We start from the raw sequence: 22994 nt of genomic DNA, 5'->3' as shown, positions 1-22994 counted from the left end.
TTCGCCCCCCGGAGCCCACGTGGTTCGCTAGGCCCCGCACCCCCCGAGGAATCACGAGCTGGAGGAAGTCAATGGCGCAGGCGCGTGCTCGGGCGCGCGCTCCGGCGCCCGCTCCGGGAAGCGGGGGTCGGGGCGGGGGCCCGGCGGGTCCGCCGGGGGCCGCGGCGGCGTCACCGGGCCGGGCAGCTGGCGGCCGCCGCCGCGGCGCTGCTCGATCATGGCGGTGGCGCTCTGCGGCAGCCAGGCGGAGGCCGTGCCGCTGTCGTCGCTGCCGGGGCCGAAGAGGTGCGGGGCGAGCTGCGCCTGGAGGTCGGCCGGGGTGGGCCGGCGGGTGACGTCCATCTGCATGCAGGACTCGATGAGGGGCCGCAGTTCCTCGGGCAGGCCCTCCAGGTCGGGGCCCTCGCGGAGCAGCATGAAGACGGTCTCGACCGGGTTGGCGCCGTGGTAGGGCGCGTGGCCGGTGGCGGCGAAGACCAGCATCGAGCCCAGCGAGAAGACGTCGCTGGCGCCGGTGACGCTGCGCGAGTCGCGGGCCTGCTCGGGCGACATGTAGGCGGGCGTGCCCACGGCGACGTTGGTCATCGTCAGCCGTGTGTTGGAGACGCCGGACGCGATGCCGAAGTCGATCACCCGGGGGCCGTCCTCGACGACGAGGACGTTGGACGGCTTGAGGTCGCGGTGGACCAGGCCTGCGCCGTGGATGGACTGCAGGGCCTCGGCGACACCGGCGGCGAGCCAGCGGACGGCCTGGGCCGGGAGCGGCCCGCACTCGTTCACTATCTCTTCGAGGGAGGGCGCCGGCACGTAGGCGGTGGCCAGCCAGGGCACGGCGGCGCGCGGGTCGGCGTCGACGACGGCGGCCGTGTAGAAGCCGGAGACCGCCCGGGCGGCCTCCACCTCCCGGGTGAAGCGGACCCGGAACAGCTGGTCCTCCGCGAGCTCCGTGCGCACGGTCTTGATCGCCACGCGTCGGCCCGAGGCCGAGCGCGCGAGATAGACCAGGCCCATTCCGCCCGCGCCGAGCCGGCCCAGCACCTCGAAGGGCCCGATGCGTCTCGGGTCGTGCTGCGTCAGCTGTTCCACTTGCCTGCCACCTCCCCGTACGGGCCATGAGGGTACGGCCCCGTGGCCCTGATTCTTCCTGTCCGAGGGCCCGGTTGCGAACCCGGGGGCGGATCGGGGTGTCACATGTCATAACGGGGTGCTGCGGTACGGGGTGCGCCGGCCGGTACAGCCGGGGACGGATCAGTCCGTAGCGGATGGTTTCGGCTCCGCGCGGACGGCGAAGCGGGCGCCCTGGTTGTCGTGGAGGACGGCGACGCGGCCCTGCGGGGTGTCGTGGGCCGGGGTGGCGACCCGGCCGCCGAGCCGGACGGTGGTCTCGCAGGCCTCGTCGCAGTCGGCGACGGCGAAGTGCACGAGGACGTGGCCGGGCATCTCGGCGGGGAAGTCGTCGGTGATGACGGCCCGGCCGCCGAAGGCCTCGGCGCCGCCCGGCCGGGAGCCGGGCGGGGACCAGACGCGGTAGTCGAAGCCGGCGCCCCTGCCCTCCTCGGCGGCGTCGGCCTGGCGGCCGAGGTAGCCGAAGACGGTGGCGTAGAAGGTGTCGACGGCGTCGGGGCGGCGGGTGTGGACCTCCATCCAGCAGAAGGCCCCCGGCTCGTCGGTGACCTCGAAGCCGTCGTCGTCGCCCTCCTGGCGGAGGCCGAAGACGGCGCCGCCGGGGTCGGCGGCGAGCGCGTAGACGCCGAACGGGCCGACGGGGTAGGGCTCCATGACCATCTGTCCGCCGGCGGCCTTGATCCGGGCGGCGAGGGTGCCGGCGTTCTCGGTGGCGAGGTAGAGGGTCCAGGTGGTGGGCATCCGCCCGTCCCGCTTGGGGACGAGTCCGGCGACCCGGCGGCCGTCGAGGAGGGCCTCGTCCCGGTCGGGGTCGAAGGTCCAGCCGAAGAGCTCGCCGTAGAAGCGCTTGCCCGCCTCGAGGTCGGGAAGCTGTGCGTCCACCCAGCAGGGGGTGCCCTCAGTACGTACGGCCATGTCCCCACGCTAGGGCGGCGGGGGCGGCCCCGCACGCCCCGGGATGCGAACAAGAGGGCGATTCACCGGGCCGGAGCCCTTGTGGCGCTTGAGTCGTCCACCGGCCCCGTCCACAGCCTGTCCATGAGCCTGTTCGGGTACGGACCTCCCGACCCGGCGGCAAGGTGGCCGGAACCGTCCCTCCGCTCCGGCGCGGGCACCCGCGCCGACCTCGCAGAACGGGGTGCACCCCATTTGCAGTCGGCCGAATCGCGCGCTGATCCCCCCTCGGTAAGCTGACGGCATGACAGGACAAGTACGCACCGTCGACGGCCGCGTGGCCGGACGACGCGGTCAGGCGACGCGGCAGAAGCTGCTGGACTGCCTCGGTGAGATGCTCAGCTCCTCGCCCTACCGGGACGTCAAGGTCATCGATGTGGCCCGGAAGGCGGGTACTTCGCCCGCGACGTTCTATCAGTACTTCCCGGACGTCGAGGGAGCGGTCCTCGAGATCGCTGAGGAAATGGCCAAGGAGGGCGCCGCGTTGACCGAGCTGGTCAGCGGCCGTTCCTGGGTCGGCAAGGCCGGATGGCAGACCTCGGAGGAACTCGTCGAGGGATTCCTGGACTTCTGGCGGAAGCACGACGCGATCCTGCGGGTCGTGGACCTCGGCGCCGCCGAGGGCGACAAGCGGTTCTACAAGATCCGCATGAAGATCCTGAACTCGGTCACCAACTCCCTCACGGACGCGGTGAAGGAGCTCCAGAGCAAGGGCAAGGTCGACAAGGACGTCAGCCCCGCCGCGATGGCCGGCTCCCTGGTGGCGATGCTGGCCTCGGTCGCCGGTCACCAGAAGGGCTTCCAGACCTGGGGTGTGAAGCAGGCCGAACTCAAGCCGAACCTGGCGCTGTTGGTGCACCTGGGCATCACGGGCAAGAAGCCGACCAGGTAGCGCCGGCCCTTCCTTCATCCGTCCTGTCGTCGACGCCGACGGCGACCCGCCCCCGCCGGACCGGGGCCGGGACCGCCGTCGGCGTCGCCGTGTCCGGACGCGGTGACGTCCGCCCCGGCCCGGCCCGGTGCGGGCGCTATCTGCGGGTGAGCCGGAAGAGCCGGATCTCGCGCTCGATCCGTGCCTGGTACGTGGCGTACGGCGGCCAGAACTCCAGCGCCGCCTTCCATGCAGCCGCCCGTTCCTCGCCCGTGAGCAGTTCCGCCCGTACGGGCACGTCCTCGCCCCGCCAGTTGATCTCGACGTCCGGATGGGCGAGCAGGTTCGCCGTCCAGGCGGGGTGGCCCGGGCGGCCGAAGTTGGAGCCGACGAGGAGCCAGCGGCCGTCCCCCTCGGGCATGCAGGCGAGCGGGGTGACCCGCGGCCGCCCGCTCCTCGCGCCCCGGGCGGTGAGGACCACCCCGGGCAGCATCCGCGCGCTGAGCAGTACCTTTCCCCTGGTCAGCCGGTGTACGGCCCGGTCCATGGCCGGGATGACGTGCGGGGCGACCTTGGCGAAGGTCCGGGTCGAGGACATCTTCTGCACGAGCTTCCGTCCGGCTTTCCGTTCGGCTTTCCGTTCGGCGGGCATCTACGCCGCCTCCTCTCCGAGGAGTCCGGTCCGTTCCGCCGCCCGGGCGCGCAGCCGGCGGGCGGGGCCGAAGAGGAGCTCGTCGGAGGCGGCCCGCTTGAAGCAGAGGTCCTCCCAGGCGAGCGACTCGTCGGCGGTGGCGCGCAGCGCCTCCAGGGCGTGGGCGAGGGCGAGCGGGCCGCCGTCGGGTCCGGGGCCGGGCTCGCGGGCCGCGCAGTACGTCAGCGAGCGGGCCGTCCCGACCTGGACGCAGAGGTCGGCGAGGCGGTGCCGGGAGCCGGACCGTTCGTGAGGACGGATGCGCTCGACCGCGCGGTCGAGGGCGGCCGCGGCGGCGCCGACGGCCTCGGCGGCCAGCATCACGGCGGCGGTGCGGCCGGTGGCGGCGAGGGCGCCGAGGACGTCGGCCGGTTCCTCGCCGAGGAGTTCGGCGCCGGTGTCCCGGAACTGGACGGTGGCCCGGGGCCGGGTGGGGTCGAGGGCGGGCTGCCGGGTCCGTACGACTCCGGGGGCGTCCGCGGGGACGAGGAAGAGGAGCGTACGGCTGCGGGCGAAGCCGCCGGTGTGGGCGGCGACGAGGAGCAGCCCGGCACTGTGTCCGTCGAGGACCTGGGCGGCCTCGCCGTAGAGGCGCCAGCCGCCGTCCGCCGCGCGGGCGGCCTGGATGCCGCCGGCCCGGCCGCCGCCCGACCAGTCGCCGTCGGTGTTGTCGCCGGTGAGGCCGAGGGCGAGGGCGGTGCCGGAGGGGGCGGCGAGGGCGCAGGTGAGGGTGGAGTCGGCGACGCGCGGGAGGAGTTCGGCGCGCTGGGCGGGGGTGCCGAGGGCGGTGAGGAGCGGGGCGGCGAGGACGGTGGTGGCGAGGAGCGGGGTGGGGGCGAGGGCGCGGCCGGTCTCCTCGCAGACGAGGGCGAGTTCGACGGTGCCGCGGCCGGCGCCCCCGTACTCCTCGGGGAGGGTGAGTCCGGCGAGGCCGAGGGTGCCGGACGCGCGGGTCCAGAGCGCGGTGTCGTGTCCCTCGGGGGTGGCGGTGGCCGCGCGGTTCTCCCGCGCCCCGGCACCCTCGCCGAGCAGGTCCCGCAGGGCCCGGCGGATCCCCTGCTGCTCCTCGGTGAGCGGTTCCGTCGGCGGGGCGGATTGCGAGGTGTCCATGGAGCTCCCTCCGTATCTGACGGTGCGTCATGCTAGGGCGGCGCGGGGCGGGTTGCCCAGAGAGGCGCCGGTCCCGATTCAGAAAATCTGATGTACCGTCAGATTCATGTCCACCACCACGCGCAGCTCCCGCCGCGTCGCCGTCGTCGGCGTCTCCCTCTCCGACTGCGGCCGGGTCGACGAGGCCACCCCCTACGCCCTGCACGCCCAGGCCGCCCGCCGCGCCCTCGCGGACAGCGGCCTCGACCGCTCGCTGATCGACGGCCTGGCCTCGGCGGGCCTCGGCACGCTCGCCCCGGTCGAGGTCGCCGAGTACCTGGGCCTGCGCCCCCGCTGGGTGGATTCGACCGCCGTCGGCGGCGCCACCTGGGAGGTCATGGCCGCGCACGCCGCCGACGCGATCGCCGCGGGCCACGCGAACGCGGTCCTGCTGGCGTACGGCTCCACCGCCCGCGCCGACATCCGCGCCCGGCGCCGCACCGCGAACCTCTCCTTCGGCGCGCGCGGCCCGCTGCAGTTCGAGGTCCCGTACGGGCACACCCTGATCGCCAAGTACGCGATGGCCGCCCGCCGCCACATGCACGAGTACGGCACGACCCCGGAGCAGCTCGCGGAGGTGGCCGTCCGGGCGCGGGCGAACGCGGCACTGAACCCGGAGGCGATGTTCCGCGAGCCGATCACCGTCGACGACGTCCTGGACGGGCCGATGATCGCGGACCCGTTCACCAAGCTGCACTGCTGCATCCGCAGCGACGGCGGCTGCGCGGTGCTGCTCGTGGCCGAGGAGTACGTCCAGGACTGCCGCAAGGCCCCGGTCTGGGTGCTCGGCACGGGCGAGCACGTCTCGCACACCACGATGTCGGAGTGGGAGGACTTCACGGTCTCCCCGGCGGCCGTCAGCGGCCGGCTGGCCTTCGAGCGGGCGGGCGTCCGGCCCGCCGACGTCGACCTCGCCGAGGTCTACGACGCCTTCACCTACATGACGCTGGTGACCCTGGAGGACCTGGGCTTCTGCGCGAAGGGCGAGGGCGGCGCGTTCGTCCAGGAGAAGGACCGGCTGCCGGTGAACACGGACGGCGGCGGGCTCTCGGCCTGCCACCCGGGGATGCGGGGCCTGTTCCTGCTGGTGGAGGCGGTGCGGCAGCTGCGCGGGGAGGCGCCGGGGCTCCAGGTGCGCCGGCCGGACGGCTCGCTGCCGGAGCTGGCGGTGGCCTCGGGGACGGGGGGCTGGTTCTGCTCCTCGGGGACGGTGGTCCTCGCCCGCGGCTGACCGGCCGCCGGAAAGATCTATACAAGCGTCATAGACAAGCGTGTAGGACATCCGTATAGTCATGTCCGCGGGCAGGAGAACGGCCCGCAGACACCCGACAAGGAAGTCCTGCCATGACCAGCACCACGAAGACCGCCAAGACCGTCCTGATCTCCGGCGCCTCGATCGCCGGCCCCGCCCTCGCCCACTGGCTGCACCGCTACGGCTTCGTCCCCACCGTCGTCGAGCGCGCCCCCGAACTCCGCACCGGCGGCTACAAGGTCGACATCCGCGGCACCGCGATCGAGGTCTGCCGCCGGATGGGCGTCCTCGACGAGATCCGCGCCGGCTCCACGGACATGCGCGGCGGCTCGTACGTCGACGACGCCGGCCGCACCATCGGCGAACTGCCCGCCGACATCTTCGGCGGCCGCGTCGAGGGGGACGACGAGATCATGCGCGGCGAGCTCGCCCGCATCCTGTACGACCGGACCCGCGAGGACGTCGAGTACGTCTTCGGCGACTCGATCGCCGAAATCGCAGACAACCCCGCGGACGCCGACGGCGTCACCGTCACCTTCGAGAGCGGCACCGTCCGCCGCTTCGACCTGGTCGTCGGCGCCGACGGACTCCACTCGAACACCCGGCGGCTCGCCTTCGGCCCCGAGGAGCGGTTCAAGCGCCACCTCGGCGCGTACATCTCCATCTTCACGGCCCCCAACCACCTGGGCCTGGACCGCTGGGAGACCTACCACGCGCTCCCCGGGAAGCTGGTCTGCGTCTACAGCTCCGCCGGCGAGACCGACGCCAAGAACCTCTTCGTCTTCTCCTCGCCCGAGGAACCCACCCACCACCACCGGGACGTCGCCGCCCAGAAGCGCGCCCTCGGCGACGCCTTCGCCGGCGACGGCTGGGAGATCCCCCGGCTCCTCGGCCACGCCGCCGAGGCCGACGACTTCTACCTCGACTCCCTCTCCCTCGTGGAGATGGACCGCTGGTCCACCGGCCGCGTCGTCCTCCTCGGCGACGCCGCCCACTGCGCCTCCCCGGCCTCCGGCCAGGGCACCGGCCTCGCCCTCATCGGCGCCTACGTCCTGGCGGGCGAACTGGCCCGGGCCGGCGGCGACCACACCGTGGCCTTCGCCCGCTACGAGCAGCACATGCGGCCGGGCGTCGAGCGGAACCAGAAGATGGCCGAGGGCTTCGTCAAGGAGATGGTCGTCGACCGGAAGTGGAAGATCGCCCTGCGCATGTTCATGGTCCGGACCCTGCCGAAGACCCCCTGGAAGAACCTCATCGCGAAGAAGATCCGCGACGAGATCCAGGCGGCGGCGAACGCGGTCCCGCTCGTCGACTACACCTCCGCACGCCCTACCGTGACCGCATGACCGACTTCCACCGCGCCCTCCGCTCCCTCCGGGTCTGGGACACCGAACTCCCATCCTTCGACCCGGCGAGCGCCCCGCCCGAGCCGCTCCCCCTCTTCCACGACTGGTTCACGGCGGCAGCCTCGGCCGGCCAGACCGAACCGCACACCCTCTCCCTGGCCACCGTGGACGAGGACGGCAGGCCCGACGTCCGCACGGTGATGCTGCACGACGCCGACGCCCGCGGCTGGCACTTCGCCTCCCACGCCACCAGCGCCAAGGGCCGCCAGCTCGCCGCCCGCCCCGAGGCCGCGCTCGGCTTCTACTGGCCGGTCCAGGGCCGCCAGGTCCGGATCCGGGGCCGCGTCACCACCGGGACCCCAGAGGAGGCGTACGAGGACCTCCACGCCCGCACCACCGGCGCCCTCGCCTCGGCGCTCGTCGGCCGGCAGAGCGAGGTCCTCGACTCCCCCGACACCCTCGCCGAGGCGAGCGCGGCGGCCTGGCGCCGGGCCGAGCAGGAACCGGACGCGCCCGCCCCCACCTGGACCCTGTACGTCGTCGAACCGGCCGAGGTCGAGTTCTTCCAGGGCGACGCCCACCGCCGCCACGTCCGCCTCCGCTACCGCCGCACGGCGGACGGCTGGACCCGCGAACTCCTCTGGCCGTAGGGCCCGCCCGACACCCCCTAGGACTCGTCGGAGCCGTACATCTCCTCGACGTCCCGGGCGAAGTCCCGCAGCACCGCCCGCCGTTTGAGCTTCAGGGACGGCGTCAGATGGCCGGAGGCCTCCGAGAACTCGGTGTTCAGGACGCGGAAGGCGCGGATCGACTCGGCCCGCGAGACCAGCCGGTTGGCGTCGTCCACCCCCCGCTGGAGCGCGGCGAGCAGCTCCGGGTCCCGGGCCAGCTCCCAGAGCGCCAGATGGTCCTTGTGCCGCATCCGCCGCCAGTGCGTCAGGCCCTCGTGGTCGAGGGTGATCAGGGCCGTGACGTACGGGCGGTCGTCACCGAGGACCATGCACTGGGCGACCAGCGGGTGGGCGCGCAGCCAGTCCTCCAGCGGGGCGGGGGCCACGTTCTTGCCGGCCGAGGTGACGATGATGTCCTTCTTCCGGCCGGTGATCCGCAGATAGCCGTCCTCGTCGAGCGAGCCCAGGTCCCCGGTGGGGAACCAGCCGTCGTCGGTGTACGGCAGGGCCGCCCCGCGCTGCGCGTCCCAGTAGCCGGCGAAGACGTGGCCGCCCTTGAGCCAGACCTCTCCGTCGTCGGCGATCCGGACGGCCGTGCCCGGCAGGGGCCGGCCGACGGTCCCGGTGCGCGGCCGGCGCGGCGGGGTGACCGTGGAGGCGGCCGTGGTCTCCGTCAGGCCGTACCCCTCGAAGACCTCGACGCCGGCGCCCGCGAAGAACTCGGCGAGCGGGGCGCCGAGCGGGGAGCCGCCGCAGATCACGTACTTCACGCGGCCGCCGAGCGCGCCGCGGATCCGCCGGTAGACCAGCGGGTCGTAGAGCGCCCGCGCGGCGCGCAGGGAGAGCGAGGGCGAGGCCTCCCGCCCGTACCGGCGGGCGACCCGGGCGGCCCGGTCGAAGGCGGCGGCCTTCCCGCCGCGCTCGGCGGTGGCGCGGGCCCGGTTGAAGACCTTCTCCAGGACGTACGGGATGGCGAGGAGGAACGTGGGCCGGAAGCCGGCCAGGTCGGTGAGGAGCTCCTCGCCCTCGACGGAGGGCGCGTGTCCGACCCGGACGCGGGCGCGGACGCAGCCGACGGCGACCATCCGCCCGAAGACGTGGGAGAGCGGCAGGAAGAGGAGGGTGGCGGCGGGCTCCTCGCTCTCCGAGACGAAGACGGGGTGGAGGAGCCGGACGGCGTTGTCGACCTCGGCGAAGAAGTTGGCGTGGGTGAGGGCGCAGCCCTTGGGGCGGCCGGTGGTGCCGGAGGTGTAGATGAGGGTGGCGAGGGTCTCGGGCGTGAGCAGCCCCCGCCTCGCGGTGACGGCCTCGTCGGCGACCCGCGCGCCCGCCGCGCGGAGCTGGTCGACGGCGCCGGCACCGATCACCCACAGCTGGGCGAGGCCGGGCAGCTGCCGCCGCTCGGCGGAGACGAGCCGCGCCTGCTCGGCGTCCTCGACGACACAGGCCGCGGCCCCGGAGTCCTGGAGGATCCAGCGGGTCTGGAAGGCGGAGGAGGTGGGGTAGACGGGGACGGTGACGAGCCCGGCGGCCCAGGCGGCGAAGTCGATCAGGGTCCACTCGTAGGTGGTGCGGGCCATGAGCGCGAGCCGGTCGCCGGGGCGCAGGCCGGCGGCGATGAGGCCCTTGGCGACGGAGTGCACCTCGGCGGCGAAGCGGGCGGCGCTGACGTCGTGCCACTCGCCCTCCGCGCCCTTCCTGGAGAAGAGGACGGCCCCGGGATCCTGCCGGGCGTTGTCGTACGGCAGGTCGGCGAGCGAGCCGCGGGCCACCCGGGGGACGAGCGCGGGGACGGACGCCTCCCGCACGCGCCCGTCCACCACCACCTTCCGCGGCTCGTCCGGCTCGGGGGTCTCGGCTGCGGCGGTGACGACGGACACGTGCGGCTCCTCGGTCTGCGCGATGAACTGAGGTCGTGCGTCGGTGCGTTGAGCCCTGAGTTGTCCTGACTGCCCGGACTAGCCGGTAACCTTACTGCCCGGTAAGCGCTAACGGGGAGACCAGCGCTCGCTTTTCACGAGGTTTCCGAGTCCGGCCCAGGCGAAGTTCATCAGCGTCGCGGCGGCCTCCTTCGCCGTCACCCCGGGGGTCTCGTTCGCCCAGCTGGCCAACGACTCGGCGGACCCGACCAGCGCCTGCGCGAGGGCGTCCACGTCCCGCCCGGTGATGACCACGTCCGCCTCCCGGGCGGCCTCGCCGATCAGTCCCGCCACGAAGCCCACGATCTCGTCCCGCATCCGCGCCACCTCGCCGGCGAACGGCTCCCCCTGCGTCCGCGCCTGCCGGCTCAGCACCACCCACGAGTCCGGGTGCTCGGCGGCGTACGTGAAGAAGGCGAGCAGCCCCGCCCAGAGCCGCTCGTCCGGCGGCACCTCCACCCCTCCGACCCCGGCGTCCACGGCGGCGAGCAGAGCCCCCGCCTCACGCCGGATGCAGGCGGTGAACAACTCCTCCTTGGACCCCAGGTACAGATAGACCAGGGGCTTGGAGACCCCGGCGAGTTCGGCGATCTCGTCCATGGACGCCGCCTGGTACCCGTGCCGGGCGAAGCACCGCACGGCCGCGTCCACCATCTGCCGCTCCCGCACCACCCGCGGCAACCGCCGCGCCTTCGCCCCGCCGGCCATGGCGCCCCACCCCTGCTTCCAAGATCCTCTGGATGCCCCGCAGAAGCGTACGTGCCCCCTGCCCGGTCCGGGCAGGGGGCACGTACACGCATGCGCGGGGGTCAGGCGGCGGCCGTGACCGGGACCTTCCGGTCGCTGTCGGCGCCCTCGGCCAGGTCGTCGATCGGGGACGACGAGGCGTGCTCGTACGCGGTGAGGTCGAGGATCTTCTCGCGGGCCGAGACGATCACCGGGACGAGAGCCTGCCCGGCCACGTTCGTGGCCGTCCTCATCATGTCCAGGACCGGGTCTATCGCCATGAGGAGGCCGACGCCCTCCAGGGGGAGGCCCAGGGTGGAGAGGGTCAGGGTGAGCATGACCGTGGCGCCGGTGAGGCCGGCGGTGGCCGCCGAGCCGATGACCGAGACGAAGGCGATCAGCAGGTAGTCGCCGACGCCCAGCTGGACGTCGAAGATCTGCGCGATGAAGATCGCGGCGAGCGCCGGGTAGATCGCGGCGCAGCCGTCCATCTTGGTCGTGGCGCCGAACGGGACGGCGAAGGAGGCGTACTCCTTCGGGACGCCGAGGCGCTCGGTGACCTTCTGGGTGACCGGCATGGTGCCGACGGAGGAGCGGGAGACGAAGGCCAGCTGGATGGCGGGCCAGGCGCCCTTGTAGAACTGGAGCGGGTTGACCTTGGCGACCGTGGCGAGCAGCAGCGGGTAGACGCCGAAGAGGACCAGGGCGCAGCCGACGTAGATGTCGGCGGTGAAGGTGGCGTACTTGCCGATCAGGTCCCAGCCGTAGTCGGCGATGGCGAAGCCGATGAGGCCGACGGTGCCGAGCGGGGCGAGGCGGATGACCCACCACAGGGCCTTCTGGAGGAGCTCCAGGACGGACTCGGAGAGGGTGAGGATCGGCTTGGCGCGGTCGCCGAGCTTGAGGGCGGCGATGCCGGCGACGGCGGCCATGAAGACGATCTGGAGGACGTTCAGCTCGGTGAAGGGCGTGATGACGTCCGTCGGGATGATGCCGGTGAGGAAGTCGAGCCAGGAGCCCTCGTGCTTGGGGAGCTTGCCGTCCTTCGGCGTGAGGCCGGTGCCGGCGCCCGGGTTCGTGATCAGGCCGATCGCCAGGCCGATGGCGACGGCGATCAGCGAGGTGATCATGAACCAGAGCAGCGTGCGGGTGGCGAGGCGGGCGGCGTTGTTCACCTTCCGCAGGTTGGTGATCGACACCAGGATCGCGAAGAAGACGAGGGGGGCGACGGCCAGCTTGAGCAGCTGGACGAAGATGTCGCCGATCTGGCCGAGGGTCTCCTTGAGCCAGGCGACGTCCTGGCTGCGGGCGACCCAGCCGAGGAGGGCGCCGATGGCCAGACCGGCGATGATCTGGGCCCAGAAGGGGACCTTGGGTATCCGGGGCTTCGTCTCGGGCGTCACGGACGCGGACACAGGCACACTCCACAGGTGCGTATCGGGGAATACGGGGACGGGGGTGCGGCACGCACGCGCTGTTCACGCGGGCCGCTGCATGATGCCGGATCAGAGCGCGCGGCAACAGACCGCGGACATACAGCGGCAGAGATCGACGTGCAGGCGCGCCACGAGCGGGGTGCTCACGGCGTCAGAGGGGCGCACTGCTGTCTTCATGTCGAACACGTTAACACTTGAACTTTGAGAACCTCAAAGCCATTCTTTGAGGTGGAGGAACGCCGTTCCGCCTCCGAAACACAGAACACCCCAGGCCGGAGCCTTGGAAGGCTCTGCCCGGGGTGGAGTGTCTGTGAGGAAGCTTACGCAGCCTTTACGCGGCTACAGCGCGTCCTCCCGGGAGCGGTTCGCGTCCAGTCGGCCCTTGGCGCGCTCGACCTTCGCCACGACCTCCGCGCTCGCCTCGTCCCGCACCTTGCGCAGGAGCACGAAGCTGAGCGGGGCGGAGACCACGATGGAGAGGACGAGGACCCAGAGCAGGTTCGAGTCGCCCAGACCGCGCGGCAGCGCGCCGACGTAGACGAGACCCCACAGGGCGAGGAAGCACCCGGCGAAGATCCCGAGCCGCATCAGCGTGTAGCGGAGCATGTCAGTCCAGTCTTCCGTTCCGAAAGATCCCGAAGTTTCCCAGCGGGACGAGCGCCTTCCAGTGAAGCACGCGACGGCGTCCGATCCGGGACCGGGCCTCTTGAGCACCGAAGAAGTAATAGATAAGCTCCCCAGATGACCCTTACGTTCGAGGTGGACCCGACCGTCGACCCCGCCCTGCGCGACGGCGTGCTCTCCCTCTGGGCCGACGTCTCCAACGCGGGCGGCGCCGTCGGCTTCGTACCCCCCGTCACGCCCGACGAGATCCGCCCCGCCCTGCTCAGGCACCTGGTCGCCATGGCCGAGGGCGGCACCCGCCTCCTCGTCGGCCGCGACGAGGACGGCCGGATCGCCGCCACCGCCTTCTTCACCTTCAACGCCCACCCGCTGATGACCCACTGGGTGTGGCTCTACACCGTGATGGTCCACCCCCGGCACCAGGGCCGGGGCTACGGCCGCGACCTCATGGCGGCGGTCGAGCACACCGCCCGTACCGCCGAGGGCTTCGAGGCGATCGAGGCGATACGGCTGACCTGCCGGGGCGGCACCGGCGTCGACGGCTTCTACGCCAAGTCCGGCTACAAGGAGGTCGGCCGCGTCCCCGACGCGATCCGGGTCGCCCCCGGCGACGACCGCGACGACGTCATCATGCTGCTGCCCCTGAAGTGAGCGGCCGAGACGAGCACGGGAAAGGGCCGGCGGGGATGCCCCCACCGGCCCTTTCCGTGCTTTCCGCGCTCGGACGACGTCAGACCCGCATCGGCTGCGGCGACTCGCGCCGGTCCGCGTCCGGGCCCGGGTACTCGCGGATGATCTCGTACCGCGTGTTCCGCTCGACCGGCCGGAAGCCCGCGTCACGGATCAGTTCGAGCAGGTCCTCGCGGCCCAGCTTGTTCGGCGTGCCGTAGTTGTCGGCGTCGTGCGTGATCTTGTACTCGACGACCGAGCCGTCCATGTCGTCGGCGCCGTGCTGGAGCGCCAGCTGAGCCGTCTGGACGCCGTGCATGACCCAGAAGACCTTGACGTGCGGCACGTTGTCGAAGAGCAGCCGGGAGACCGCGAAGGTCTTCAGGGCCTCGGCGCCGGTCGCCATCGTGGTGCGCGCCTGGAGCCTGTTGCGGATCTTGCCGTCCTGCATGTCCACGAAGTCGTGCTGGTAGCGCAGCGGGATGAAGACCTGGAAGCCGCCGGTCTCGTCCTGGAGCTCGCGGAGCCGGAGCACGTGGTCCACGCGGTGGCGCGGCTCCTCGATGTGCCCGTAGAGCATGGTCGAGGGGGTCTTGAGCCCCTTCTCGTGGGCGAGCCGGTGGATCCGGGACCAGTCCTCCCAGTGGGTGCGGTGGTCCACGATGTGCTGCCGGACCTCCCAGTCGAAGATCTCGGCTCCGCCGCCGGTCAGGGACTCCAGGCCGGCCTCGATCAGCTCGTCGAGGATCTCGGAGGCGGAGAGCCCGGAGATCGTCTCGAAGTGGTGGATCTCGGTCGCGGTGAACGCCTTGAGGGAGACGTTCGGCAGGGCCTTCTTGAGCTCGGAGAGGGAGCGCGGGTAGTAGCGCCAGGGCAGGTTGGGGTGGAGCCCGTTGACGATGTGGAGCTCGGTGAGGTTCTCGTTCTCCATCGCCTTCGCGAGGCGCACGGCCTCCTCGATGCGCATGGTGTACGCGTCCTTCTCGCCCGGCTTGCGCTGGAAGGAGCAGTAGGCGCAGGAGGCGGTGCAGACGTTGGTCATGTTCAGATGCCGGTTGACATTGAAGTGGACCACGTCGCCGTTCTTGCGGGTCCGGACCTCGTGGGCCAGACCGCCGAGCCAGGCGAGGTCGTCGGACTCGTACAGGGCGATGCCGTCCTCACGGCTCAGCCGCTCACCGTCCCGGACCTTCTGCTCAAGTTCGCGCTTGAGTCCCGCGTCCATGTACGGCCGCCTCCCTTTGTCTCCGATTCAAGCTCCACCCACCGTACTCTCAGCCCTCCTCAGGCAGCTCCCCGACCCGGTTCTCCCACTTGGTGGAGAGCACGATCGTCGTACGGGTGCGGGAGACGCCCTTGGTGCCGGAGAGGCGGCGGATCGTCTTCTCCAGGCCGTCGACGTCGTTCGCGCGCACCTTGAGCATGAAGGAGTCGTCGCCGGCGATGAACCAGCAGTCCTCGATCTCGGCGAGGTCCTTCAGCCGGCGGGCCACGTCCTCGTGGTCGGCGGCGTCGGAGAGGGAGATGCCGATGAGGGCGGTGACGCCGAGGCCGAGCGAGGCGGCGTTCACGGTGGCGCGGTAGCCGGTGATGACTCCGGCGGCCTCCAGCCGGTTGATGCGGTCGGTGACGGAGGGGCCGGAGAGCCCGACGAGCCGGCCGAGCTCGGCGTACGAGGCGCGGCCGTTCTCGCGCAGAGCCTGGATGAGCTGCCTGTCCACGGCGTCCATAAAGAGGAACCTTCCATTGTCCAGCGATACCGCGAGTATAGGTATAGAATCTAAGGCACACAGGGGCGACACCCTGTGAATCTTTCAGCAGATCAAAGACGATCTTTCAGGAGTGGTGATCACCGTGTACACGATCGAGATGGCCTACGCCCGCATGCGCGAGCTGCAGGAGCTGGCCAACCGCTCGCGTGCCCACCAGCCGTCCGCCGCCTCGAAGCGCGCCGCCAAGAGGGCCGCCAAGAAGCGCTAATCCGTACGGGAAGCTCCACCGAGCTCTCCCTCCCAACGGCGGTACAGCCGGTGCGGCACCCCTGCCGCGTCGAGCACCCGCCCGGCGACGAAGTCCACCAGATCCTGGATGTGCGTCGCCCCCGCGTAGAACGCCGGGGAGGCGGGCAGCACCACGGCGCCCGCCTCGTCCAGCGCCACCATGTGCTTGAGCGTCTGTCCGTTCAGCGGGGTCTCCCGCACCGCGACCACCAGCGGACGCCGCTCCTTCAGCGTCACGCTCGCGACTCGCTGCAGCAGGTCCTTCGAGAGCCCCAGCGCCACTCCCGCCACCGCGGCGGTCGAGGCCGGCACCACCAGCATCCCCTTCGCCGGGTACGAACCGGAGGACGGCCCCGCGGCCAGGTCCCCGGCCGCCCAGTACCGCACGTCGTCCAGCCCGCCCGACACGTCGAAGGCGTCCGGCTTCCCGTCCGCGCCCCGCGCCAGCCAGGCCGCCAGGTCCTCGCGCCAGTGCGCGTCCCGGAACGCGATCCCCGTCTCGTCGAGCAGCGTCAGCCGCGAGGCCCGCGACACGACGAGGTCGACGCTCTCCCCCGCCTCGAGCAGCCCCCTGAGCACGGCGGCGGCGTACGGCGTGCCCGACGCCCCGGAAACCCCCACGATCCAGGGGGTGCGCTTGCCGTCGTTCATGCCGTCGAGCCTATCCGTCGTCGCACCGGGGCTACGGGGTGAGCCCGCGGACCAGCAGGTCGAGCAGGGCGCACACGAACAGGCTGATGCCGATGAAGCCGTTCGTCGTGAAGAACGCCCTGTTCAGCCGGGACAGGTCGTGCGGCTTCACGATCGTGTGCTCGTAGCCGAAGGCGGCGACCACGACCACCAGGCCGATCCAGAAGAACAGCCCCGCGTCCGTCGCCAGCGCGTACCAGACCAGCAGGCCCGTGGTGACGACCGCCGAGGCGCGGGCGCCCCACAGCGCCGCCGGGATGCCGAAGCGGGCCGGCACCGACATCACGCCGTGCGCCCGGTCCGCCTGCACGTCCTGGCAGGCGAAGATCAGGTCGAAGCCGCCGATCCAGACACCCACCGCCAGTCCCAGGACGACCGCGTCCCAGGACCACTCGCCGGTCACCGCGAGCCACGCGCCGATCGGGCCGATGGACTGGGCGAGGCCCAGGATGGCGTGCGGGAAGTTCGTGAACCGCTTGCCGTACGGATAGACGACCATCGGGATCACGGCCAGCGGCGCGAGCGCCAGGCAGAGCGGGTTCAGCAGGGCGGCGGCGCCGAGGAAGACGACGACCGCGACCCCCGCCCCGGTCCACGCCGAGCGCACGGACACCGCACCGGTCACCAGCTCCCGCCCGGCCGTCCGCGGATTACGCGCGTCGATCTCGCGGTCGATGATCCGGTTGCAGGCCATGGCGAAGGTCCGCAGACCCACCATGCACACCGTCACCAGGAACAGCGTCCACCAGTGGATGTTCCGGTCCAGCCGGAACATCGCGGTGAGCGAGGCGATGTAGGCGAAGGGCAGCGCGAAGACCGAGTGCTCGATCATCACGAGCCTGAGGAACGCTTTCGTACGCCCCGGCTGGGCGCCGGGCACGGCCGCGGTGGTCACAGCCCGTACTCCTTCCAGCGGCGGTCCACCAGGGCCGCCGTCGCCGGGTCCGACTCCACCATGTCCGGCCAGCCGCCGTCCCGGGTGTAGCCCTCCTCGGGCAGCTTCTTCGTCGCGTCGATACCGGCCTTGCCGCCCCAGAACTGCTGGTACGAGGCGTGGTCGAGGTGGTCGACCGGCCCCTCGACGACGGTCAGGTCGCGGGAGTAGTCCGTGTTCCCCAGCGCCCGCCAGGACACCTCGTGCAGATCGTGCACGTCACAGTCCTTGTCGACCACGATGATCAGCTTGGTCAGCGACATCATGTGCGCGCCCCAGATGGCGTGCATGACCTTCTGCGCGTGCTTCGGGTACTTCTTGTCGATCGAGACGATCGCGCAGTTGTGGAAGCCGCCCGACTCCGGCAGGTGGTAGTCGACGATGTCCGGCACGATGATCTTGAGGAGCGGCAGGAAGAACCGCTCCGTGGCCCGGCCGAGCGGCCCGTCCTCGGTCGGCGGCCGGCCGACGACGATCGACTGGAGCAGCGGACGCCTGCGCATCGTGACGCAGTCGATCTTCAGCGCGGGGAACGGCTCCTGCGGGGTGTAGAAGCCGGTGTGGTCGCCGAAGGGACCCTCCGGCAGCATCTCGCCCGGCTCCAGCCAGCCCTCGATCACGACCTCGGCCTGCGCCGGGACCTGGAGCGGGACGGTCTTGCAGTCGACCATCTCGATCCGCTTGCCCTGCACGAAGCCGGCGAAGAGGTACTCGTCGATGTCGCCGGGCAGCGGGGCGGTGGAGGCGTACGTGACGGCGGGCGGGCAGCCGAAGGCGATGGCGACGGGCAGCCGCTCGCCCTTCGCGGCGGCCACCGCGTAGTGGTTGCGGCTGTCCTTGTGGATCTGCCAGTGCATGCCGATGGTGCGCTTGTCGTGCCGCTGGAGCCGGTAGAGCCCCAGGTTCCGCACGCCGGTCTCGGGGTGCTTGGTGTGGGTGAGCCCCAGGTTGAAGAAGGACCCGCCGTCCTTGGGCCAGGTGAACAGCGCCGGGAGCTTGTCGAGGTCGACGTCGTCCCCGGTGAGCACGACCTCCTGCACGGGCGCGTCCCCGGACTTCACCTTCTTCGGCGGCACGTGGACCATCGAGCCCAGCTTCCCGAAGGCCTCGCGGACCCCGACGAAGCCGTGCGGCAGCTCCGGCTTGAGGAGCCCGCCGATCTTCTCGCTGATCTCGCCGTACGACTTCAGGCCGAGCGCCTTGAGCAGTCGGCGGTCCGTCCCGAAGACGTTCATCGCGAGCGGCATGGCGGAGCCCTTGACGTTCTCGAAGAGGAGCGCGGGACCTCCCGCCTTGTTCACCCGGTCGACGATCTCCCCGACCTCCAGGTACGGGTCGACTTCGGCCTTGATGCGCTTGAGGTCGCCTTCGCGCTCCAGGGCCCTGAGCAGCGAGCGGAGATCGTCGTAAGCCATGGCGCCAAGTATCCCCGAGCACCACTCGCGCTCCCGCCCCGGGGCCGGGCGGGTCTCGCCGGGGGTCCGGGGGTCGTCCCCCGGGATGGCACAGCCGCCACGGGCTAGGCTGGGCCCGTCACCGGGGCCGCTTCGACCGGCCCCGCCGCTGCTTCCAGGGGGCCGCACCACATGCTCAGGGCACTGATGTACATCCTGCCGCTGGCGCTGACGATCTACGCCTTCATCGACTGCCTGAACACCCCCGAGGACGAGGCCAAGCACCTGCCGAAGGTGGTCTGGGTCATCATCATCCTGCTGTTCTGGATCGTGGGCCCGATCGTCTGGTTCGCCGCCGGCAAGATGCGCCACGCGCCCGCCGGAGGCCGTACGCCCTCCGAGTGGCACCGCAACCACCGGCACGAGTGGGTCGCCCCGGACGACAACCCGGAGTTCCTGAAGTCCCTCAGGGAAGAGAACAAGAAGGACGAGTCCCTCCTCAAGGACTGGGAGGCGGACCTGCGCCGCCGCGAGGAGGAACTGAAGAGGCGCGAGCAGGGCAAGTCCGGCGAGGACACGGGGGCCGAGGGCTGATGGAGCTGCGACTCCTGGCCACCTTCGAGAAGGTGGCCGACGTCCTCTCCTTCACCCGGGCGGCCACGGAGCTCGGCTACGCCCAGTCGAGCGTGACGGCCCAGATCAGGTCCCTCGAATCCTCCCTCGGGGTGGATCTCTTCGAGCGCCTCGGCTCCCGCATCCGCCTCACGGAGGCCGGTGAGCGCCTCCTCCCGTACGCGCACCGGATGAGGGACCTGGCGGAGGAAGCCCGTACGGCCGTCGCGGCGACGGCGGAACCCTCGGGTCCGATCGCCGTGGGCACGATGGAGTCGCTCACCTCCTACCGGCTGCCGCCGCTCCTGGAGTACTTCCACCACCGCTACCCGAAGGTGCGGCTGACGCTCCGGCCCACGCTCGGCGACGAGACCCGGAAGGCCCTGCGGCAGGGCACGTACGACGTCGGCTTCCTGATGGAGCCGGAGACGGAGCACGAGGGCCTGGAGACGGAGGTCCTCGCCCCGGAGCCCCTGGCCCTGGTGGCGTCCCCGGGCCACGCCCTCGCCACCCGTACGTCCCTGACGAGCGCGGACCTGGCGGGCACCCAGCTCCTGGGCACCGAACCGGGCTGCCCGTACCGCGACCTGTTCGAGGCGGAGCTGCGGGAGTGGGCGCCGCCGTTCATGGAGTTCGGCACGATCGAGGCGACGAAGCGGGGCGTGGCGGCGGGCCTGGGGGTGGCGCTGCTGCCGAGGGTGACGGTGGCGGAGGAGCTGGAGTCCGGGGTCCTGGTGGAACTCCCCTGGGAGGCGCCGTTCACCCTCTTCACGCAGCTCGCGTGGCGGCGGGGGAAGCGGCTTCCGGCGCACGTGCGGCTGTTCGTGGAGCAGGCGCGGCGGCTCGTACGAGAGTCACCTTGAGGCTGGCGAGGACGATGAGCGGAACGCCGAGGGCCTGGACGAGCCCGATGTGGTGCCCGTACACCGCCCAGTCGACGCCCATGGCGACGGCGGGGTAGGTGAAGGCGAGGACGGCGATCTTGGCGGTGGGCAGCTTGGCGTAGGCGGCGTACATGAGCACGTACATGAGCCCGGTGTGGATGAACCCGAGCCCGACGAGCCAGCCCCAGCCGCCTCCGCTGACGCCCCCGAAGTCGACGAAGGGCAGCAGCAGCGGCATCCCCACCAGCACCTGGACGAGCGCGATCAGATGGGGCCGTACGCCGGTGATCCGCTTGGTGACGAAGGTCGCGAGGGCGTAGAGCACGGCGGCGGCGAGCGCGAAGCCGAGCCCGGCGAGGGAGCCGGTGTCCCCCGGCCTGACCCCGGACACGAGCACGAGCCCGACGAAGGCGAGAGCGAGCCACCCGAGCTTGCCCGCGGAGATCCGCTCCCTCATGAACAGGGCCCCGAGCAGCACGAGGAAGAACGGCTGCGTGTGGTAGACGACGGTGGCGAGGGAGATCGAGGTCGCCTCGTAGGCCTGGAACAGGAACACCCAGTTGAAGACGATGAAGACCCCGCCGAGCGCGGCGAGCCCCAGCTTCCCCGCCGTGAACCCGTGCCCGGTGAAGAACCCCCGCACGAGGCTGTACGCCCCGAGCGCGAGGGCCCCGAAGAGGCACCGGAAGAACACCACCTCGAAGGGCGAGGCGCCGGACTCGACGACGAAGACGCCGAGGGTGCCGGAGAGCACCATGGCGAGGGTGAGTTCGACGGTTCCCTTGGTCTCGTTTCTCATGGGAACGACGCTACGAACGGGGGCCGGGGGCGGTCCACGAGCCAGTGGGGCGTCCTCCCGATGGGGGCGATCGGGGGGACCGATGGGCGATCGGAATACCGCCGGAGAAGGCGGAGTTGGCACCGGACATGACTCTCGACGAAGCCACCGGCCCGGACCGCTCGTTCCTCTTCGTCCTCGGCAGCTCCCGCGCCGACGGCAACTCCGAGATCCTGGCCCGCGCGGCCGCCGCGCAACTCCCCGCCGACGTCCCACAGCGCTGGGTCGACCTGAATGAACTGGTCCTGCCCGACTTCCAGGACGGCCGGCACGAGAACGCCGGCCGGCAGTCCGGGGAGACCGAGGAGCTGCTCCGCCAGGCGACGGTGGAGGCCACGGACATCGTGATCGTCTCGCCCCTGTACTGGTACACCCTCTCCGCGCAGACCAAGCGCTATCTGGACTACTGGTCGGGCTGGCTGAACGTGCCCGGCTCGGACTTCAAGGAGCGCATGGCGGGCGGGACACTGTGGGGAGTGACGGCCCTGGCGCACGAGGAACACGAGGTCGCGGACGGCCTGGTGACCGCCCTGCACCACTCGGCGGCCTACCTGCGGATGCGGTTCGGCGGAGTCCTGACCGGCACGGCCTCCCGCCCGGGCCGGATCCGAGCCGACGAGCAGGCGATGATCCGCGCCAAGACCTTCTTCCAGGGCGAGACCCCGCTCGCCTTGTTCCCCTACGAGGAGGGGGCGGACGCGGTCGCGTGAGGGCCCGGCAGCGAGGTTCACCGCGGCCTCTCCCAGCCGCAGCCTCTCCGCAGGAGGAAGGCTGCGCACCGGCACAACGGTGAGGCACCACTACTTGGTACCAATGGATGAAGTTGGCCGGGCGCTGTGCTGTCGCCCGACCCCTTTCTTGATCACTGTGATGGCATCGGCGCGACGCAACCCGCCTCCCGCGCCCGCTCGCTGTCGCGACTCGGCGCGCCAACTCGCCGGACGAGAAAGAAAACATGCTTATCCAAAGAATGGCGCGTGTCCTGAGCATCCTGGCCATGGTGCTAGGAGTCGCCGCCGCTCTCCCCGCGACCGCTGACGCAGCGTCCGCCGCCCGCCAACCGCTACTGACGATCGACAAGTCCGTCGCCTCACCGGTCCCGTTCCAACAGGGCCAGACCGTCTCCTTCACCATCGCCGTCACGAACAGCGGTGACATGCCCGTCGATTCGTCCGTGATCCTCGGCGACTCACCGGGCACCGGTCTGACCGTCACCAGCATGTCCGGCACCGACTGGAACTGCTCGGGAACCAACTGCACCTACTTCGGTGCCGACCCCGGTGCGGGGGGCAGCTATCCGCTGGTCTCCGTCACCGCCACCGTGGCCTCGAACGCGCCGACCGAGGTCTGCAACACCGCAACCACCACCACCGTCGGAGGCGGGTCCGGCGAAGCCTCGGACACCGTCTGTGCCCCGGTCACGCAGGCCCCGCCCGCCCCGGCCCAGCTGTCCATCAACAAGACCCACTCCGGCAACTTCACCCAGGGTGGCACCGGCACCTACACCCTCACGGTCTCCAACGCCTCCGGCGCCGGGACGACCAGCGGCACCGTGACCGTGACGGACACCCCGCCGGCGGGCGTCACCCCGGACGTCTCCTCCTCCGGCGGCCCGGGCTGGATCTGCAGCCAGAACTCGGGAACCGTCACCTGCACCCGGAGCGACCCGCTCGCCCCGGGGGCCAGCTACCCGCCCATCACCCTCACCGTCAACGTCACCACCGGCGCGCCCTGCACCTTCACCAACACGGCCGGCGTCTCCGGCGGCGGCAGCGCGGCGGCCTCCGACAGCGACCCGACCACCGTCACCGGCGGAACCTGCACGCCCGCCCAGAGCCCCGCCCTCTCCGTCAACAAGTCCCACACGGGCAACTTCACCCAGGGCGGGATCGGCACCTACACGATCGACGTGTCCAACGCCGCCAACGCCGGCCCGACCACCGGCACCGTCACGGTCACGGACACCCTGCCCACCGGCGTCACCCCCACCGCCGCGTCCGGAACCGGCTGGAACTGCTCCATCTCCGGGCAGACGGTCACCTGCACACGCAGCGACGCGCTGGCGGCAGGCGCCGGCTACCCCACGATCAACATCACCACCAACGTCACCACCAGCGCGCCCTGCACCTTCAGCAACACGGCCACCGTCTCCGGCGGCGGCAGCCCGTCGGCCTCCGACAACGACCCGACCACCGTCACCGGCGGAACC

General features: G+C 71.6%; 22 protein-coding genes and 2 pseudogenes. 10 read left to right on the top strand and 14 right to left on the bottom strand.

Features of this window, described 5'->3' with window-relative positions:
- Positions 1-141: 141 nt before the first annotated feature.
- Positions 142-1086 (bottom strand): annotated as a pseudogene (locus ABZ318_RS30995) (serine/threonine-protein kinase); the annotation flags it as partial.
- Positions 1087-1248: 162 nt separating this feature from the next.
- The gene (locus ABZ318_RS30990) at positions 1249-2040 is read right to left on the bottom strand and encodes a VOC family protein (RefSeq protein WP_356905765.1); all 792 of its coding nucleotides are present in this window, start codon (positions 2038-2040) and stop codon (positions 1249-1251) included.
- Positions 2041-2323: 283 nt separating this feature from the next.
- Here ABZ318_RS30990 and ABZ318_RS30985 point away from each other — a divergent pair, with 283 nt between their 5' ends.
- A complete protein-coding gene (locus ABZ318_RS30985; protein WP_030691742.1) occupies positions 2324-2971 on the top strand; it encodes a TetR family transcriptional regulator in 648 nt (215 codons plus the stop codon).
- A 136-nt stretch (positions 2972-3107) separates the two neighbouring features.
- On the opposite strand, the gene ABZ318_RS30980 is transcribed toward ABZ318_RS30985, so the two are convergent.
- Positions 3108-3602, bottom strand: coding sequence for a nitroreductase family deazaflavin-dependent oxidoreductase (locus ABZ318_RS30980; RefSeq protein ID WP_356905764.1), 495 nt, complete (start codon positions 3600-3602; stop codon positions 3108-3110).
- The gene (locus ABZ318_RS30975; RefSeq protein WP_356905763.1) at positions 3603-4751 is read right to left on the bottom strand and encodes an acyl-CoA dehydrogenase family protein; all 1149 of its coding nucleotides are present in this window, start codon (positions 4749-4751) and stop codon (positions 3603-3605) included.
- A 106-nt stretch (positions 4752-4857) separates the two neighbouring features.
- On the opposite strand from ABZ318_RS30975, the gene ABZ318_RS30970 reads away from it, so the two are divergent.
- From ABZ318_RS30970 to ABZ318_RS30960, 3 genes are all read left to right on the top strand, one after another.
- A complete protein-coding gene (locus tag ABZ318_RS30970; RefSeq protein WP_356905762.1) occupies positions 4858-6021 on the top strand; it encodes an acetyl-CoA acetyltransferase in 1164 nt (387 codons plus the stop codon).
- 113 nt (positions 6022-6134) lie between these two features.
- Complete coding sequence (locus ABZ318_RS30965; RefSeq protein ID WP_356905761.1) at positions 6135-7388, top strand: FAD-dependent monooxygenase; 1254 nt, start codon at positions 6135-6137, stop codon at positions 7386-7388.
- A complete protein-coding gene (locus tag ABZ318_RS30960; RefSeq protein ID WP_356905760.1) occupies positions 7385-8038 on the top strand; it encodes a pyridoxal 5'-phosphate synthase in 654 nt (217 codons plus the stop codon). The genes ABZ318_RS30965 and ABZ318_RS30960 overlap by 4 nt, the downstream gene beginning before the upstream one ends.
- A 17-nt stretch (positions 8039-8055) precedes the next feature.
- Here the strand turns inward: ABZ318_RS30960 and ABZ318_RS30955 are convergent, their stop codons facing one another.
- From ABZ318_RS30955 to ABZ318_RS30940, 4 genes are all read right to left on the bottom strand, one after another.
- Entirely contained in the window at positions 8056-9939 is a 1884-nt protein-coding gene (locus ABZ318_RS30955; RefSeq protein WP_356905759.1) for an AMP-binding protein, read from the bottom strand.
- 108 nt (positions 9940-10047) lie between these two features.
- Positions 10048-10686, bottom strand: a complete 639-nt coding sequence (locus ABZ318_RS30950) for a TetR/AcrR family transcriptional regulator (protein WP_356905758.1) — start codon at positions 10684-10686, stop codon at positions 10048-10050.
- Positions 10687-10787: 101 nt separating this feature from the next.
- A complete protein-coding gene (locus ABZ318_RS30945; RefSeq protein WP_356905757.1) occupies positions 10788-12119 on the bottom strand; it encodes a dicarboxylate/amino acid:cation symporter in 1332 nt (443 codons plus the stop codon).
- Positions 12120-12479: 360 nt separating this feature from the next.
- The gene (locus tag ABZ318_RS30940) at positions 12480-12746 is read right to left on the bottom strand and encodes a DUF4229 domain-containing protein (protein ID WP_356905756.1); all 267 of its coding nucleotides are present in this window, start codon (positions 12744-12746) and stop codon (positions 12480-12482) included.
- Positions 12747-12881: 135 nt separating this feature from the next.
- On the opposite strand from ABZ318_RS30940, the gene ABZ318_RS30935 reads away from it, so the two are divergent.
- A complete protein-coding gene (locus tag ABZ318_RS30935) occupies positions 12882-13415 on the top strand; it encodes a GNAT family N-acetyltransferase (RefSeq protein ID WP_356905755.1) in 534 nt (177 codons plus the stop codon).
- A 79-nt stretch (positions 13416-13494) separates the two neighbouring features.
- On the opposite strand, the gene mqnE is transcribed toward ABZ318_RS30935, so the two are convergent.
- Positions 13495-14658 (bottom strand): aminofutalosine synthase MqnE, encoded by a 1164-nt coding sequence (mqnE, locus tag ABZ318_RS30930; protein WP_356905754.1) that lies wholly within the window; start codon positions 14656-14658, stop codon positions 13495-13497.
- Between the two features lie 49 nt (positions 14659-14707).
- Entirely contained in the window at positions 14708-15163 is a 456-nt protein-coding gene (locus ABZ318_RS30925; RefSeq protein WP_030691729.1) for an Lrp/AsnC family transcriptional regulator, read from the bottom strand.
- Positions 15164-15275: 112 nt separating this feature from the next.
- Between ABZ318_RS30925 and ABZ318_RS30920 the strand changes: the two genes are divergently transcribed.
- Entirely contained in the window at positions 15276-15413 is a 138-nt protein-coding gene (locus tag ABZ318_RS30920) for a hypothetical protein (RefSeq protein ID WP_356905753.1), read from the top strand.
- On the opposite strand, the gene ABZ318_RS30915 is transcribed toward ABZ318_RS30920, so the two are convergent.
- The 3 genes from ABZ318_RS30915 to ABZ318_RS30905 are packed head-to-tail and all read right to left on the bottom strand — an operon-like array spanning position 15410 to position 18472.
- Entirely contained in the window at positions 15410-16084 is a 675-nt protein-coding gene (locus ABZ318_RS30915; RefSeq protein WP_356905752.1) for a UbiX family flavin prenyltransferase, read from the bottom strand. The two genes, ABZ318_RS30920 and ABZ318_RS30915, sit on opposite strands and share 4 nt — an antisense overlap.
- Positions 16085-16115: 31 nt before the next feature.
- Positions 16116-17018, bottom strand: coding sequence for a menaquinone biosynthesis prenyltransferase MqnP (mqnP, locus tag ABZ318_RS30910; protein ID WP_356905750.1), 903 nt, complete (start codon positions 17016-17018; stop codon positions 16116-16118).
- Positions 17015-18472, bottom strand: coding sequence for a menaquinone biosynthesis decarboxylase (locus ABZ318_RS30905; protein ID WP_356905749.1), 1458 nt, complete (start codon positions 18470-18472; stop codon positions 17015-17017). Before ABZ318_RS30905 ends, mqnP begins: the two co-directional genes overlap by 4 nt.
- Before the next feature lie 171 nt (positions 18473-18643).
- On the opposite strand from ABZ318_RS30905, the gene ABZ318_RS30900 reads away from it, so the two are divergent.
- Positions 18644-19045, top strand: a complete 402-nt coding sequence (locus ABZ318_RS30900; RefSeq protein WP_356905748.1) for a PLD nuclease N-terminal domain-containing protein — start codon at positions 18644-18646, stop codon at positions 19043-19045.
- Entirely contained in the window at positions 19045-19926 is an 882-nt protein-coding gene (locus tag ABZ318_RS30895) for a LysR family transcriptional regulator (protein WP_356905747.1), read from the top strand. The genes ABZ318_RS30900 and ABZ318_RS30895 overlap by 1 nt, the downstream gene beginning before the upstream one ends.
- Here the strand turns inward: ABZ318_RS30895 and ABZ318_RS30890 are convergent.
- A complete protein-coding gene (locus tag ABZ318_RS30890; RefSeq protein WP_356905746.1) occupies positions 19832-20746 on the bottom strand; it encodes a DMT family transporter in 915 nt (304 codons plus the stop codon). The genes ABZ318_RS30895 and ABZ318_RS30890 overlap by 95 nt on opposite strands.
- A 128-nt stretch (positions 20747-20874) precedes the next feature.
- Here ABZ318_RS30890 and ABZ318_RS30885 point away from each other — a divergent pair, with 128 nt between their 5' ends.
- A complete protein-coding gene (locus tag ABZ318_RS30885) occupies positions 20875-21495 on the top strand; it encodes an NAD(P)H-dependent oxidoreductase (RefSeq protein ID WP_356905745.1) in 621 nt (206 codons plus the stop codon).
- 245 nt (positions 21496-21740) lie between these two features.
- Positions 21741-22994, top strand: a pseudogene (locus tag ABZ318_RS30880) (hypothetical protein); the annotation flags it as partial.

The organism is Streptomyces sp. NPDC006197, assembly GCF_040613865.1.
Lineage (GTDB): Bacteria > Actinomycetota > Actinomycetes > Streptomycetales > Streptomycetaceae > Streptomyces.
The sequence above is the reverse complement of the archived record's forward strand: the minus strand, read 5'-3'. Positions and strand labels throughout refer to the sequence as shown.

Excerpts from the sequence above, each read along its gene's own strand:
- ABZ318_RS30990 (WP_356905765.1), bottom strand. The coding sequence starts at position 2,040 with ATGGCCGTACGTACTGAGGGCACCCCCTGCTGGGTGGACGCACAGCTT.
- ABZ318_RS30985 (WP_030691742.1), top strand. The coding sequence starts at position 2,324 with ATGACAGGACAAGTACGCACCGTCGACGGCCGCGTGGCCGGACGACGC.
- ABZ318_RS30980 (WP_356905764.1), bottom strand. The coding sequence starts at position 3,602 with ATGCCCGCCGAACGGAAAGCCGAACGGAAAGCCGGACGGAAGCTCGTG.
- ABZ318_RS30975 (WP_356905763.1), bottom strand. The coding sequence starts at position 4,751 with ATGGACACCTCGCAATCCGCCCCGCCGACGGAACCGCTCACCGAGGAG.
- ABZ318_RS30970 (WP_356905762.1), top strand. The coding sequence starts at position 4,858 with ATGTCCACCACCACGCGCAGCTCCCGCCGCGTCGCCGTCGTCGGCGTC.
- ABZ318_RS30965 (WP_356905761.1), top strand. The coding sequence starts at position 6,135 with ATGACCAGCACCACGAAGACCGCCAAGACCGTCCTGATCTCCGGCGCC.
- ABZ318_RS30960 (WP_356905760.1), top strand. The coding sequence starts at position 7,385 with ATGACCGACTTCCACCGCGCCCTCCGCTCCCTCCGGGTCTGGGACACC.
- ABZ318_RS30950 (WP_356905758.1), bottom strand. The coding sequence starts at position 10,686 with ATGGCCGGCGGGGCGAAGGCGCGGCGGTTGCCGCGGGTGGTGCGGGAG.
- ABZ318_RS30940 (WP_356905756.1), bottom strand. The coding sequence starts at position 12,746 with ATGCTCCGCTACACGCTGATGCGGCTCGGGATCTTCGCCGGGTGCTTC.
- ABZ318_RS30935 (WP_356905755.1), top strand. The coding sequence starts at position 12,882 with ATGACCCTTACGTTCGAGGTGGACCCGACCGTCGACCCCGCCCTGCGC.
- mqnE (WP_356905754.1), bottom strand. The coding sequence starts at position 14,658 with ATGGACGCGGGACTCAAGCGCGAACTTGAGCAGAAGGTCCGGGACGGT.
- ABZ318_RS30925 (WP_030691729.1), bottom strand. The coding sequence starts at position 15,163 with ATGGACGCCGTGGACAGGCAGCTCATCCAGGCTCTGCGCGAGAACGGC.
- ABZ318_RS30915 (WP_356905752.1), bottom strand. The coding sequence starts at position 16,084 with ATGAACGACGGCAAGCGCACCCCCTGGATCGTGGGGGTTTCCGGGGCG.
- ABZ318_RS30905 (WP_356905749.1), bottom strand. The coding sequence starts at position 18,472 with ATGGCTTACGACGATCTCCGCTCGCTGCTCAGGGCCCTGGAGCGCGAA.
- ABZ318_RS30900 (WP_356905748.1), top strand. The coding sequence starts at position 18,644 with ATGCTCAGGGCACTGATGTACATCCTGCCGCTGGCGCTGACGATCTAC.
- ABZ318_RS30895 (WP_356905747.1), top strand. The coding sequence starts at position 19,045 with ATGGAGCTGCGACTCCTGGCCACCTTCGAGAAGGTGGCCGACGTCCTC.
- ABZ318_RS30890 (WP_356905746.1), bottom strand. The coding sequence starts at position 20,746 with ATGAGAAACGAGACCAAGGGAACCGTCGAACTCACCCTCGCCATGGTG.
- ABZ318_RS30885 (WP_356905745.1), top strand. The coding sequence starts at position 20,875 with ATGACTCTCGACGAAGCCACCGGCCCGGACCGCTCGTTCCTCTTCGTC.